Origin of the sequence: Jeotgalibaca sp. PTS2502, assembly GCF_001975685.1 — a bacterium.
GTDB lineage: Bacteria > Bacillota > Bacilli > Lactobacillales > Aerococcaceae > Jeotgalibaca > Jeotgalibaca arthritidis.
Genome location: NZ_CP019433.1, coordinates 1,752,204 through 1,766,352, shown reverse-complemented (window position 1 = coordinate 1,766,352; position 14,149 = coordinate 1,752,204). Strand labels below are relative to the sequence as shown.

Annotated in this window: 17 protein-coding genes; 7 read left to right on the top strand and 10 right to left on the bottom strand. The window is 38.4% G+C overall.

Annotated elements, in window-relative coordinates; all coding sequences use genetic code 11:
- Positions 1–65: 65 nt before the first annotated feature.
- The 4 genes from BW721_RS08845 (at position 66) to BW721_RS11825 (ending at position 1,928) form a co-directional block, all read left to right on the top strand.
- A complete protein-coding gene (locus tag BW721_RS08845; RefSeq protein ID WP_076767952.1) occupies positions 66–707 on the top strand; it encodes a helix-turn-helix domain-containing protein in 642 nt (213 codons plus the stop codon).
- A gap of 155 nt (positions 708–862) precedes the next feature.
- Positions 863–1,222 carry a hypothetical protein gene (locus BW721_RS08840; RefSeq protein ID WP_076767950.1) on the top strand — a complete coding sequence of 120 codons (360 nt, stop codon included), beginning with the start codon at positions 863–865 and terminating at the stop codon, positions 1,220–1,222.
- Between the two features lie 84 nt (positions 1,223–1,306).
- Complete coding sequence (locus BW721_RS08835; protein ID WP_076767948.1) at positions 1,307–1,735, top strand: GNAT family N-acetyltransferase; 429 nt, start codon at positions 1,307–1,309, stop codon at positions 1,733–1,735.
- Positions 1,736–1,754: 19 nt separating this feature from the next.
- A complete protein-coding gene (locus BW721_RS11825; RefSeq protein ID WP_156892224.1) occupies positions 1,755–1,928 on the top strand; it encodes a hypothetical protein in 174 nt (57 codons plus the stop codon).
- A 247-nt stretch (positions 1,929–2,175) separates the two neighbouring features.
- On the opposite strand, the gene glnA is transcribed toward BW721_RS11825, so the two are convergent.
- The 3 genes from glnA to BW721_RS08820 form a co-directional block, all read right to left on the bottom strand.
- On the bottom strand, positions 2,176–3,510 hold the full coding sequence (glnA, locus tag BW721_RS08830; RefSeq protein ID WP_076767946.1) for a type I glutamate--ammonia ligase: 1,335 nt from the start codon (positions 3,508–3,510) through the stop codon (positions 2,176–2,178).
- A 28-nt stretch (positions 3,511–3,538) separates the two neighbouring features.
- Complete coding sequence (locus BW721_RS08825; protein WP_076767944.1) at positions 3,539–3,916, bottom strand: MerR family transcriptional regulator; 378 nt, start codon at positions 3,914–3,916, stop codon at positions 3,539–3,541.
- 222 nt (positions 3,917–4,138) lie between these two features.
- Positions 4,139–4,741, bottom strand: coding sequence for a nitroreductase family protein (locus BW721_RS08820; RefSeq protein WP_076767942.1), 603 nt, complete (start codon positions 4,739–4,741; stop codon positions 4,139–4,141).
- 146 nt (positions 4,742–4,887) lie between these two features.
- Here BW721_RS08820 and BW721_RS08815 point away from each other — a divergent pair, with 146 nt between their 5' ends.
- Positions 4,888–6,228 (top strand): APC family permease, encoded by a 1,341-nt coding sequence (locus BW721_RS08815; RefSeq protein ID WP_198031337.1) that lies wholly within the window; start codon positions 4,888–4,890, stop codon positions 6,226–6,228.
- Between the two features lie 30 nt (positions 6,229–6,258).
- Entirely contained in the window at positions 6,259–6,756 is a 498-nt protein-coding gene (locus tag BW721_RS08810; protein WP_076767938.1) for an NRDE family protein, read from the top strand.
- A gap of 168 nt (positions 6,757–6,924) precedes the next feature.
- On the opposite strand, the gene BW721_RS08805 is transcribed toward BW721_RS08810, so the two are convergent.
- The 4 genes from BW721_RS08805 to BW721_RS08790 are packed head-to-tail and all read right to left on the bottom strand — an operon-like array spanning position 6,925 to position 10,400.
- On the bottom strand, positions 6,925–7,782 hold the full coding sequence (locus BW721_RS08805) for a metal ABC transporter permease (protein WP_076767936.1): 858 nt from the start codon (positions 7,780–7,782) through the stop codon (positions 6,925–6,927).
- A complete protein-coding gene (locus BW721_RS08800; protein ID WP_076767933.1) occupies positions 7,782–8,717 on the bottom strand; it encodes a metal ABC transporter permease in 936 nt (311 codons plus the stop codon). Before BW721_RS08800 ends, BW721_RS08805 begins: the two co-directional genes overlap by 1 nt.
- Positions 8,698–9,465 carry a metal ABC transporter ATP-binding protein gene (locus BW721_RS08795; protein WP_156892223.1) on the bottom strand — a complete coding sequence of 256 codons (768 nt, stop codon included), beginning with the start codon at positions 9,463–9,465 and terminating at the stop codon, positions 8,698–8,700. Before BW721_RS08795 ends, BW721_RS08800 begins: the two co-directional genes overlap by 20 nt.
- Before the next feature lie 14 nt (positions 9,466–9,479).
- Positions 9,480–10,400 carry a metal ABC transporter solute-binding protein, Zn/Mn family gene (locus BW721_RS08790; RefSeq protein ID WP_076767929.1) on the bottom strand — a complete coding sequence of 307 codons (921 nt, stop codon included), beginning with the start codon at positions 10,398–10,400 and terminating at the stop codon, positions 9,480–9,482.
- 157 nt (positions 10,401–10,557) lie between these two features.
- Here BW721_RS08790 and BW721_RS08785 point away from each other — a divergent pair, with 157 nt between their 5' ends.
- Positions 10,558–11,208, top strand: a complete 651-nt coding sequence (locus BW721_RS08785; protein WP_076767927.1) for a metal-dependent transcriptional regulator — start codon at positions 10,558–10,560, stop codon at positions 11,206–11,208.
- Between the two features lie 45 nt (positions 11,209–11,253).
- Here the strand turns inward: BW721_RS08785 and BW721_RS08780 are convergent, their stop codons facing one another.
- The 3 genes from BW721_RS08780 to BW721_RS08770 all read right to left on the bottom strand — a co-directional run bounded on the left by BW721_RS08780 (position 11,254) and on the right by BW721_RS08770 (position 14,086).
- On the bottom strand, positions 11,254–12,612 hold the full coding sequence (locus tag BW721_RS08780; RefSeq protein ID WP_076767924.1) for a PFL family protein: 1,359 nt from the start codon (positions 12,610–12,612) through the stop codon (positions 11,254–11,256).
- A gap of 12 nt (positions 12,613–12,624) precedes the next feature.
- Positions 12,625–12,894: an ACT domain-containing protein gene (locus tag BW721_RS08775; protein WP_076767922.1), complete on the bottom strand. Its 270-nt coding sequence runs from the start codon at positions 12,892–12,894 to the stop codon at positions 12,625–12,627.
- A gap of 187 nt (positions 12,895–13,081) precedes the next feature.
- Positions 13,082–14,086, bottom strand: coding sequence for a glycoside hydrolase family 3 N-terminal domain-containing protein (locus BW721_RS08770; RefSeq protein WP_076767920.1), 1,005 nt, complete (start codon positions 14,084–14,086; stop codon positions 13,082–13,084).
- Between the last annotated feature and the right edge of the window lie 63 nt (positions 14,087–14,149).

The window sequence follows — 14,149 nt, the reverse complement described above, 5'->3', positions numbered from 1 at the left end:
TTGTAAATTTTTTAAGCTTTATTTAGCGAGCTATTTTTCTTAGGATAAAAAGGAGGAGGAATTTTGTGAAAATAGGAGAACGATTGAAACAAGGTAGAGAAAATCTGAATATGACACAACAGCAGGTTGCGGACATCATTAATGTTTCTCGACCGACCATTTCTAATTGGGAAAATGAGCGCTCATATCCGGATTTAGAATCCATTGTCATATTAAGTGACTTATACAATCAAAGTTTAGACGAACTTTTAAGGGAGGATTACAACGTGGTGGAGACAATCACAAACGAGACCAAGAAAAGTAAGCAACGAAAGAATCTGATTCTAGTGCTACTTCTTATTTTTATTCCTTTAACGAGCTATTTAGGTTATAAAAATTGGTTAGATTTACAATCAGTGAATATGAGAAATGTGAATAATATTTCGATGATATTGAATGGTGACCGTTTAAATCAGGATAGTCTTGCGCTTATTGATATTGATTTAGATAATCACTTTAAATATAGTGGCTATTATGTTGATACAACACCAGAAAAGGATGTCATTAATATCCAACTTTACCAACAATTTACACTAAATAAAAATCCAGAAACCAACCATATACAAATTGAGGTAGCTCTACCTAATATAGATATGGCAAAAGTAAATGAAATACGGTTAATAAATCAAACCGGCACTGAAATAAAAACCATTTTTGTGAGACATTGATTGCTATTTAATAGCTTAATCATTACAAACATATTAAGTTTAATCATTTTAAAAATATCTCTGTACTTTCTTTTTGAAAGCAGGTATACTTACATCTATATCAATGATGTAACCGCTTTACAAAAGTGGTTTTATCCTTAAAAGGTGGTGAAGGAATGGAGAGGAGTCTTTTGTTTACGCAACTGGCTAGAGCTGTAAAATATAAAATCCCAGTAAATGACGATTTATTTTTACGTCAATGTGCTTCGGGCCGGAATCTTTTCCATTTGCCTGATTCGTATCGCTATCCTACAGGAAATATACCGGGTTATTTTATTAGCTTAAACTGGAACGATGACTTTGTGATTCTTGAAAAAGAACGCAAAGAACATAATGAATACTATATTATTAATCGTCATAAAGAAGTTGTAGAAGGTCCATTTTCTGTAGAGGATTTTGATGAGAGATGCTACGAGCTAGCAATTAATTTTTCATTAGTTCCGATGGCAGAACTCGATTGGGTCATTAATATTTAACAGTATAAGAAAAGCTTGATAAGTCTACAGCTTATCAAGCTTTTTTGTTATAATTAATTATATTTCGAATTATCAGGAGGTCTTATGTGGACTTTAAAATCATTTGATAACTTAACAACTCGTGAACTGCATGCTATTTATAAGTTGCGGACACAAGTATTTGTTGTTGAGCAAAATTGCCCTTATCAAGAAGTTGATGATACCGACTTAAACTGTCAGCACTTATTTCAGATGGATAATGAACAGCTGACTGCCTATGCCCGTTTAATCACAGATTCTGATTGCGTTCGCATCGGTCGTATCCTCGTTCATATCAATTATCGTAAATCTGGCTTAGGAAAAGCCTTAGTTCGAGAAGCCATCGATGTCCTTCAAGCTGAATATCCTCGTTTACCTATCCATATTTCAGCTCAAGCCTATTTAAAACAATTTTACGAGTCATTTGGCTTTCAAGAGCAATCTGATGTGTATTTAGAAGATGACATTCCCCATATTGATATGGTTCTTAATTAACAGAAAGAGAGGTAACATCATGAATAAATACCTAACAGCTAGTTTAATTTCACTTTGTAGTTTAGCCATTAATTTATGGATTATTAAACAACAACGCGCTGGCATCGAGATTGACCCAAATAAGAAAAAGAACTTAGAGCGCCTTTCTTATGCCCTAATCGTCGCAGCTATTTTATTTTTAACGATTGGATGATAAAATCCAGAGCTTCACAGTCTAAATTCAGACTGAAGCTCTGGATTTTTTGTTTTTTAAGAGGATCGAGGTCATTTTTAGCACTGAACCTCTGGATTTATTCTTTTTTAAGAGGTTCATAACCTTTTTTAGCACTGAACCTCTGAACTCAATCTTTTTTAAGAGGTTCAAGGCCCTTTTTAACGATGAACCTCTGGATTCAGCTACAAAAAAACAGGAGAAACCTCAGATTTCTCCTGTTTCTATTTTAGTAGGCACTTAGGTATTGTTTCAATTCCCAATCGGTTACTTGTGACAAGTAAGTTGCTACTTCGATTTCTTTTGCTTCAAGGAAGCTTCTACTGATGTGCTCACCTAATGCTTCTAGGACAAGTTCATCTTTTTGTAATTCAAGCAAGGCATCTTCCAAGTTCGTTGGCAGATCATGAATGTCGTTAGCATAACGCTCCTCTTTATTCATCACATAGATATTGCGATCAATTGGTGCCGGCGCAACCAGTTTGTTTTTAATGCCATCTAAACCTGATGCCAATAATACTGCTAGGGCTAGATATGGGTTAGTTGATGGGTCTACGCTTCGTAACTCAACACGCGTTGATAGGCCTCTTGATTCTGGAATACGAATCAGTGGCGAACGGTTATGTGTGCTCCAAGCAATATAAACCGGTGCTTCAAAGCCTGGAACTAAGCGTTTGTATGAATTGATAATCGGGTTACAAATCGCTGTGTAACCTGATGCATGTTTCAATAATCCTGCTAGGAATTGATATGCTGTTTCACTCAAGCCACATCTGTCAGACTCTTCATAAAACGCATTGCCTTCTTCTGTAAATAAAGACATGTTACAGTGCATACCTGATCCTGCAATACCATAAACGGGTTTCGGCATAAATGTTGCGTAAAGGCCATGTTTACGTGCGACTGTTTTTACGATCAATTTGAATGTTTGAATATTATCACAGGCTTCAACAGCATCTGCGTACTTCCAATCAATCTCATGTTGGCCAGTCGCTGCTTCGTGATGACTTGCCTCAATTTCAAAACCTAATGCTTCTAGTTCTAAAACGATATCGCGACGGCAGTTTTCTCCTAAATCTGTCGGTGCTAAGTCAAAGTAGCCACCTTCGTCATTAAGATCCATTGTCGGTTTACCATTTTCATCTAGTTTAAATAAGAAAAACTCTGGTTCAGGTCCCAAATTAAATTCGGTGAATCCTAAATCACGCATTTCTTTTAAAATACGTTTCAAGTTACTGCGGGGGTCTCCAGCGAATGGTTGACCATTTGGTTGATAGACATCACAGATTAAGCGCGCAATTTTGCCTTGTTTAATTTCCCATGGGAATACTAACCAAGTGTCTAGGTCCGGATGAAGATACATATCGCTCTCTTCAATACGAACAAATCCTTCAATAGAAGATCCATCAAACATCATTTTATTGTCCAATACTTTTTTTAATTGGCTGATTGGCACTTCAACGTTTTTAATCGTTCCTAAAATATCTGTGAACATTAAGCGTAAAAATCGGACGTTTTCTTCTTCTGCCATTCTTACAATATCTTCCCGCGTATACTTTGTCATTTTTCATTCCTTCTTTATCCTAGTTTTTTTATATTTTCCATTTAGTCTTATCCAATGAGTTAAATCCACTGGCATCAAGAATTTCTTTATAGAGAATACGGCGTACATCTTCGTCTGTTAAGTGATGTTCTTGTTCACCTTGGCTTCGATTCGTACTTTCTCTATTTTCTTGATAAATGCGACGAATCGCAGTAATGTTCAAGCCCTCTGACAAATAATCTTTTATTTCTAAAAGACGATCAATGTCACTAAGCGAGTACATCCGCCGATTTGTTTCTGTGCGCTGCGGCTGCACGAGCTGTTGCTCTTCATAATAACGAATTTGACGCGCTGTTAGATCCGTTAACTTCATGACAGTTCCAATTGTAAACACAGCCATCGAACGACGTAATTCTTTTTCTTTCATGAACCCACCTCCGCTTATGAAAAAATGCCACAAAGTTGTATTTAGTTGCTTTAATGTCGTTTAATTGTGAATACTCTATTAGGATAAAGCACAACGTAACATCAGTCAAAACTTTCTTTACATCTTATGTTATGTTTTCTAACATACTCTAAAACCAAGGCAATTACAAGCTTTTTCTACAAAAAAAGATGCGATTTTTTAATCGCATCTCTTCGGTCATTATTATTTAAATACGCGGAATCTTTCTTGGTCATCCATGTATGATTTTTCTGCTGGAAGTGTTTCAATCGAACCAAATGGCATTTGGCCACGTAGTTTCCAGCTTGTTGGCAGATCCCATTCTTTTTGAACATCTGCATCAATCAGTGGGTTGTAGTGTTGCAAGCTTGCACCGATATTGTTATCAGTAAATGCTGCCCATACATTCATGCTGGCAATACCTGAACTTTGCTCAGACCAAATTGGGAAGTTTTCTGCATATAATGCAAATTGTTCTTGTAATCCTTCAACAACTGCTTGATCTTCGAAGAATAAAACTGTTCCATAACCTGCACGGAATGTATTTAGCTTCTCTTGCGTTCCTTTAAATGCTTCTTCATCAGGAACTTGTCCACGCAATTGATTTTCAGTGATATCCCATAATTTATTATGCGCATCGCCGAATAAAACAACAACTCGAGAAGATTGAGAATTAAATGACGTAGGACTTTCCTTAACTGCTTCTTTTACTAGCGTTGAAATATCGTCATCAGAAAGTGAGACATTTTTTCCTAGATTATAAATTGAACGGCGTTTTTTTAGTAAATCAATAACATGTGTTTGCATACTGTTACCTCCAAATTGAATAATTCTACTTCGAACATTGTATAGTATATCACTTATTTTTAGAAAGTAAAATACTTAGCACAAAATCTATTATTTATAGTACAATCGGTAGGGCAAATATGACGGTTAGATTGGAGTTATTATTTTTGAAAACAGAGAAGAAACATTACGGATTAGGTACTGCTATCTCAATGATTGTTGGTATTTGTATCGGTTCAGGCATTTTCTTTAAGGCAGACGATATTTTAGGATACGCCGGCGGGAATGTCGGTTTAAGCATTCTGGTCTTCTTTATCGGTGCTTGTTGTGTCATTTTTGGGAATATTACACTCTCGCAACTGGCCGCTCAGACAGATCGGTCTGGCGGGATTGTCGCTTACTTTGAAACCTTTATTTCACCTAAAGCAGCTGCTGCATTTGGTTGGTTTCAAATGTTTGCTTATTATCCTTCCATTACGGTTGTTGTCAGCTGGGTAGCAGGTATTTATACGGTTATGTTATTTCATTTTCCTAACACGCTAGAAGTTCAAGTAGGAATCGGAACGTTCTATTTAATTGCCTTCCATTTTCTGAACTACTTCTCGTTGCGTTTAGGCGGTATTTTCCAAAACATGGCCACCATTACCAAGCTCATTCCCTTGATTGGAATAGGGATCATAGGCATTTTCTGGCATGCGCCTTTACCGGAAACAACTGAAATATTAACGGTGCCAGCGCAAAACATTGGCTGGGGTTGGTTAGCTGCTTTAGCGCCAATTGCCTTTTCATTTGATGGTTGGGCGGTTTCAACTAGCATTACCCATGAAGTGAAAAATGCGAAACGAACCATGCCGATTGCATTAACGATTGGACCTCTGATTGTATTAGCGGTTTATGTCGCTTATTTCCTTGGTATGGTCGCTATTGTTGGACCTGACTATATTTTACAGCACCAAGATGCAACCATCTATCATATTGGAACGATGCTATTCGGCCCATATGGTGGTTCATTGATTCTCATCTTTATTTTAATTGCTGTTTTAGGAGTTGTTAACGGGTTAGTATTGGGGAACCTTCGCTTACCACAAGCTTTAGCTGAAAAAGGAATGATTCCGAATAGTCAGCGTATTAAACTAATTGATAAGCGTACCTTGTTATCACCCTATGCTGCCCTAATATCTGCAGGCATTTCCCTTGTTTGGATGCTTGTTCACTACCTTAGCCAAAAAACAGCCATTTTATCTGGTGGCGATGTGAGTGAGATTGCGATTGTCTTTAGTTACATCACTTATGTTTTCTTATATCACAAGGTGATTAAAATGAGCCAAGCCGGTGTGATTAAGAACCCGATTTTTGGAAAAGTATTTCCTATCCTTGGTATGATTGGTTCAGCTATTATCGTTGTTGGCGGGATTATTTCCAACCCAACCTTTGTTCCTATCTTCTTATTAATATGCGGCTGCATTTTTACTGGAGGCTACCTTTATTATCGAAAAGCAAAAAGCTGAGAGTCTTCTAAGTTATCACGGGGTTCGATTATGACTGACTATTTGCTAACAGACGATTCGGCAGACTCTTATCTCAGTAAGATACAAGAAAAGACAGCCAACTACCAGCCCTTCAATGTTATTTTGGGCAGCGTTGACCATCTTTATCACTTAAATTCTTTAGACAATCAGATTCAGCTTTTGCACGACGGCATCCATAGCGTTAGCAATGCTAGCTTAAACACCCCTTGGCCAAAAGTTGAGCGAACGCGAGCAGATTTAGCCAAAACGAACGACAAGACTATTAATCAGCTATTCGCTATGATGATGGATCAAAAACCCGCTGCTGACAGCCAGCTGGATTATCTAAGCAATATCCCCTTAGAGATGAAGCGTGCGGTTTCAGCTCCCTTTATTAAAACGGACGCATTTGGCACCCGATCAACAACGCTTATTTTAGTTGATTATGCTAATCATGTTACTTTTATCGAGCGAACTTACGATGGCGACAGCTACTCGGACCATTCTTTTCAGTTTACGATTGAATAATACTCTATAAATGAGGCCGAAATGTCGAGTGGATCCTACTTTTTTGGTCGACTCGACATAAAAAGCGAAAAAAGTGTCGAGTAGGCCGATTATTTTAGGCCCAGTCGACATTTTTAGCATAAAACCTGTCGAGTGAGCACATTTTTCCGCTTCACTCGACAGGTTTTTTTAAATATAAGCTAACAGCCTTTGCTTAGCTAACTTAAGCAGGAAACTGACAAAGGAACTTATCCCAGTTACAAGGGCAATCATACCCGCAATAGCGACATCAAGTTGAAACGCTAAATAGACGCCAACTAAACTATTAAATATAGCAACAACTATAGTTAATCCAATCATTTTTTTCAAGGTTTTAGTATGTAAATATGCGGTCACTGCTGGACCAACCATAAATCCAACAACTAAAATAGAACCGACTGAATCATAGGCACCGACTGCAGTAACCGAAACAGCCGTCATCAAGCCATAATGGATGAGCGTTGGAGAAAATCCTAATGCGGCGGCATAAGCTGGATGGAACGTTGACACCTGCAACTCTTTATAAAAAATAACAATCAGTACTGCATTTAAAAGTAAGATGAATAAGTTAATCCATAAGGCTTGTGGTCCTAAATCGAGACCAAAAAAGCTAAAACGGGTAAAGGGTGTAAAGCCTATTTCTCCCATCATGACACTATCTATATCCAAATGAACATCCCCAGCATAGCGGCTAATGAGGATGATCGCGATACTAAAGAACAAAGGATAAACCAAACCAATGGCAGCATCCTTCTTCATTAAATTGGTTTTTTGAAGAGCTTCAGTTAGCCACACTGTGACCATTCCAATTAAGATGGCACCTATGAACAACAAGGGCGAACTTAAGTCTTGAGTAACGAAGAAGGCTAAAACGATACCCAGTAAAACCGAATGGGTAATAGCATCTGATAGCATCGTCATCCCTCTAAGCACTAAGAAAACACCCGGCAATGCACAGCCAACAGATACGATCATTGCAACGAACATAATTTCAGTCATCATAGTCATTATCTCGCTCCCCCTTCCTCATTTTCTAACGCTTTTACTGCCTTTAATAGCTTATTCTTTTGTTTGCGCTGATTGAAAAAGCGCGCTAGTAGCCCACGCTTAGGTGCCACTAACAAACTGACTAAGACCAATAAGCTAGCAACTAGGACAATGGTCGGCCCGGTTGGAATTCTAGCACCAATAGAGCTAATAAATGAGCCAATTAATCCTGATAGAAAACCAAATATCCCTGCCAAAACAGCAACAACTCCCATGCGATCAGACCATTGGCGTGCGGCAATTGACGGGGCAATGAGTAGGCTACTCATTAAGACAACCCCTACCGATTCCAAGCCAATCACAATTGTCACCACAATCATCAGCGATACAAGCCCATTTAAAAATACCGCAGAAAGTCCCATCGTATGCGCAAATGTCGGGTCAAAAATAAACACCTTAATCTCTTTCCAAAATAAGACCAATATAATAAGAAAAATACTCGCAATCACAACAGACAATTTGATGTCTCTCATCAACATAGCAGATGCTTGTCCATAAATAAAATTCTCTAATCCAGCTTGGTGGCCATTTGGCTGACGTTGAATATAAGTCATTAACACTAATCCCAAACCAAAAAAACTTGATAAAATCAGTGACATAGCACTATCACCTTTAATGATACTTTTTTTCTTCATCCAGTTAATCAAAACGGTCGCTAGTCCGCCTGCTAATGCAGCGCCTATTAACATGATAATCAGATTTTTTTTAGATAATAAGATAAAGGCAATCCCAATCCCTGGCAAAGCAGAATGGCTCAGAACATCTCCTAATAAACTTTCTTGCTTTAATGTTGCTAATGTTCCAACTACGCCACTCAACAGCCCTAAAAAAGCTGTCCCTAGTGCGACAACTTGAAAAGTATGGTCAAGGAACAAGTCACTCAATGACTGTATCATTTAAACCACCCTCTTCTCCTAAGTTATGGTCGACACGGTAGGTTTCTTCAATGGCTTCCTTTGTAAAAACAGTATCGACTGGTCCACTCGCCACAATCTGACGGTTAACAAAAATAACCTCATCAAAGTAGTCTTCAACGGTTTGTAAATCGTGGTGAACAACAATCATTGATTTACCGGCTTCTTTTAATTCTTTCAACAAATCCATAATAATTTTTTCTGTCTTTTGGTCGACTCCTGCAAATGGCTCATCCATTAAATAAATCTCTGCCTCTTGCGCAAGTGCGCGTGCCAAAAAGACCCGTTGTCGTTGTCCTCCAGAGAGTTGACTAATTTGGCGATTAGCAAAAGTAGGCATGCCTACCTTCACTAGCATTTCTCTTGCCAGCTCAAAGTCTTTCTTAGTCGGACGTTTCAACCAACCTAGATGGCCATAGCGACCCATCACAACGACATCCAAAACAGTCGCTGGAAAATCCCAATCAACACTGGTATTTTGTGGCACATAAGCAATTTTCTTTTTCACTGCTTTATATTTTTCTGGCTGGTCAGCTAGATGATAGTCAATGTCACCATTTAATGGTTTAACTAAGTCCAGCATGGCTTTCATCATCGTTGACTTGCCAGCACCGTTGGGACCAATCACAGCCGTCAAAGCGCCTTTTTTAAAGCTTACTTGAATATCCCATAAAACAGCTTTAGCATCATATGCCACTGTCACATGATTTAACGTCATAATATCTGTCATTTGTTTCGTCCCCTTTATTTTAAACCATCCACAATCGTATCGATGTTACGGCGGAACATCTTCACATACGTTTCAGCATCTTGAGACGAGTCACCTAATGCATCTGAGAATAGCTCACCGCCAATTTCCACTTCCCACCCTCTCGTTCTAACCGCTTCTTGTAGGGCCTCAATTGTCCGCGTTGAAACAGAACTTTCAATAAATAAAGCTTTAATTTCCTTTTCTATTATAAACTGAGCCAACGTACTCACATCAGCTGTTCCGGCTTCTGTTTGTGTATTAATACCTTGTAACCCAATGACTTCAAAATCAAAGGATTCACCGAAATAGCGAAAGGCATCATGAGCCGTTACTAAATAACGTTGGTCTACAGTCAATTCGCTAATACGTTCCGTCACATAGGCTTCTAAGTTTATAAGTTCCTCTTTATAGCTCTCAGAGTTACTACGATAGAGGGCTTCATTATCAGGATCAGTATCACTTAACTGATTGGTGATGTAATCTGCTGCTAGCTGCCAATTTTCAATGCTGAACCAAATATGAGGATCTACGGCACCATCTTCAGATAACAGTAAGTGTTCATCAGCAATAGCGTCCTCTAAAACAAATCGTGTTTTTCCTTGGTTTTCTAAATTCTCGAACACTTCACCTAACTTACCTTCTAAATGAAGGCCGTTAAAGGCAACCACATCTGCTGACATCAGCTTATTAACATCCGACGATGAAGCCTGATAACCATGGGGATCAATTCCTGGCCCCATTAAACCTTCTACCTCAATCGCATCGCCACCGATTTGGGTGATTAAGTCTGTTAGCATAGTAGTTGTGGCAACTACTTTTAATTTTCCGCTCTCTCCTTGACTTGTTGCTTCATTCTGTTGGCAACCTGCTAAAAACAGACTGATTCCTAAAAGAAAGATTGTTATTTTTTTCAATTATAGACAACTCCTAGTTATGTTTAATTATAAGTTTAAGTATACTTAAACTTATAATTAAGTCAACCTTATATATTTACCGACAAACTTTTATTGCCCTATTTTAAATTAATCCGTATACTAATAGATATAGATTATGGATGAGAGGAATGGCAATATGACTCCAAGTAAAGGGGATTTTTTGAAAGCAATTGTTAAACTTGGTGGTGGAGAACGTCGCGTCAATAACAAGGATTTAGCAAATGAACTAAAAATATCTTCCGCAGCCATTACCGATATGGCATTAAAATTAATGGAAGATGGTTATATTCATTACATTCCTTATAAAGGCATTGAAATTACTGAGATTGGTTTGAAAGAAACAAATAAATTAATTCGTAAGCACCGATTATGGGAAGTTTTCCTGCATGAAAAATTGGGTTATAACTGGAATCAAGTGCATGAAGATGCAGATTTATTGGAACACGCTTCTTCTGATTTTTTAATTGAACGATTAGATGAATTTTTAGGCTTTCCAACGATGGATCCTCATGGGGAGTTTATTCCTAATTCTGAGGGACATGTCACTCATTCAACAGCTCTACCTCTTAATGAAGTAGAGGCTGGAACAGCTTTTACCATCACAGAAGTTTCTGATAACCCTGCTTTTTTAAATTATTTATTACGTAAAAAAATCACCCTTCATGACCACTACTACTTAGTCGAGATTGAAGATTACGAAGGCGACTTTTTACTAGAAGATGATACCGGTCATCAAAAACGAATTAGCGCTAATACCGCTTCACAAATTAAAGTCTCGCTACATTAAAAAGAGTAGCAAAGCCTATTTCTATTAGGTTTTGCTACTCTTTTATTAATTTTTAAATGAATGAAGTGGAGCTGGTATTCTTCCGCCACGTTCGATTAGATCAAAGGATGAAAATTCACTCACACCTAGAATTGGTGCGCGTCCTAGTAGACCACCGAATTCAACTTCATCACCAACATCCATACCTGGAACAGGAATCAAACGAACCGCAGTTGTTTTGTGATTCATAATCCCGATAGCAGCTTCATCGGCAATTAATGCTGACAATGTAGCAGCAGTCGTTTTACCTGGTACAGCAACCATGTCTAATCCAACTGAACAAATGGCTGTCATAGCTTCTAGCTTATCAATGGTAATCGCGCCTAATTCAACTGCCTCAATCATTCCGATATCTTCAGAGACAGGAATAAATGAACCAGATAAACCACCAACGTGTCCACAAGCCATCAAACCGCCTTTTTTAACGGCATCATTCAAGACAGCTAAAGCTGCGGTTGTTCCATGTGTTCCCACACGTTCAACACCCATTTCTTGCAAAATATAAGCAACAGAATCACCAATTGCTGGTGTAGGGGCTAATGATAAATCTACAATACCAAATGGTACATCTAGCTTTTCAGCAGCCATTGTTCCAACGAGTTGTCCCATACGTGTAATTTTAAAGGCAGCTTTTTTTATGGTTTCAGCAACCACGTCAAACGGTTCTCCTTTTACTTTTTCAAGCGAACGTTTCACCACTCCTGGTCCACTAACACCAACGTGAATGACAACATCTGCCTCACCCACACCATGGAAGGCCCCAGCCATGAATGGATTATCATCAACAGCGTTAGCAAAGACAACCAATTTCGCTGCGCCTAAGCCATCTGTATCTGCCGTTAGTTCAGCCGTATCTTTAATCACTTGTCCCATTTGCTTAACAGCATCCATATTGATTCCTGCTTTAGTCGAACCAATGTTTACGGATGAACAAACCACTGATGTTTCAGCCAAAGCTTGTGGAATCGAATCAATTAAAATTCGGTCGCCTTTTGTGTAGCCTTTTTCGACAAGTGCACTGAATCCACCAATAAAGTCCACACCGACTTCCTTAGCAGCTTGATCAAGTGTCTTTGCAAATGCAACATAGTCTGTGTCATCAGAAGCACCCGCAACTAAAGCAATTGGCGTCACAGAAATTCGTTTGTTAATAATTGGAATACCTAAATCTTGTTCAATTTCAGTTGCTACTTTTACTAAATTTTTCGCATAGGTCGTAATTTTTTTGTAAATTTTTTCTCGTGCTTTCACACCATCAGAATCCGCACAGTCAAGTAAAGAAATTCCCATTGTTACTGTTCGAATATCGAGTTTGTCTTCCGCAATCATTTTAATTGTTTCTAAAATATTTTCTTGACGGTTCATCATATCACCTGCCTATAAGCTGTGCATCGCATTAAAAATATCTTCAGATTGAATGCGAATCACAAGCTGCTCTCTTTCTTCGACTTCTTTCATTTGTTGTTGAACTTCTGGAATACTATGTGGCGATTCCGAAAAATCACAAAGTAAAATCATTGTAAAATACTCTTCCATCAGTGTTTGAGAAATATCTAAAATATTTACTTCTACTTCTGATAGTTTTGCGCTCACGCTAGCCACAATCCCCTTATGGTCTTTTCCTGTAACCGTAATAATTGCTTTCATGTTTTCTCCTCGCTTTTTAACCTAGTTAATTTGACTGCCATTATACCACAACATCAGTCAATTAATTCTAATTGTAATTTAATTTTCAAAATACGCAAGACCGATTCGTTAATTCGTTCCTCAGAGAGACGTCCTTCTGCTACAGCTGCTAAAACAGCCTCTCTTTGAATGGTGACATCTGAACTGATTACCCATCATTTCCGGCTAAAACAGCTTGGACAGCCGCCTCTTCTGGCCCCAAAAATTGTTGAACACCTTCCATCACTAAGTCATCCGTCATAATAATGCCGTTAAAAGCTAAATCATTCCTCAGCAAATCAACCACTGCCGACGATAAGGAGGCAGGTAAGCGATCATCAATAGCCGTTACAACATTATGCGAGACTAAAACTGCTGCAACATCTTGGGCAATTCCTGCTTGAAAAGGTAAAAAATCACGGTCATAAAAATTCTCCAAGGTTCGATTATCATAAGCGATCCCTGTGTGAGTATCAACATTATCGCCATAACCTGGAAAGTGTTTTAGCACACTTCCTACCTTTTCTTCTTGGCTTATTCTCACTGCCGTTTCGGCATACTGAGAAACCTCAAGTGGATCTGTTGAAAATGCGCGCTCATAAATAAAATCGTCCTGAGAAATCGGAATATCAGCTACTGGAGCTAAATTCAAATTAAATCCCAGCGAAGCAAGTAGCAATGCTTTATCTCTTTCAATTTGCTCTACATCTTCCCAACTACCCTCTGTAAAGGCCACACTTGGTGCAGGAAAGGCTTGCTCACGAAACAAAGGAAACTGACTAATCCGAGTCACACTACCACCTTCCTCATCAACCGCTTGAAAAAGAGGAATCTCACTCAATTCTTGAAGACGATGAATGTCATCTTTGACTTGTTCGGGTGTTTTCTCCGAAAAATCTTTTGCAAACCAAATGTAGCCTCCAATACTGTTAGATTCAACCAACTCGAGCATACCTTCATCAGGTAAACGAACTAAAAACATCTGACCAACTTTTTCTTCTAATGTCATCTCCTGAAGGATGGCTTCTACGACATCAACCTCCGTTGGCTCACTGCTTTCTATCATTTCTTGCGATGAATAGTGTTGGCTGCTTTCGCTACTGCTATCATTCGAATCTGCATGACTACAAGACGCCAATAGACCTAGTGCTACGGCCACTATCAGTTTTCTCATAAAAGCACTCCTTACTTCTTTACGCTAACAATACCTTTAATTTATAAAATAGGCGAATAAAAA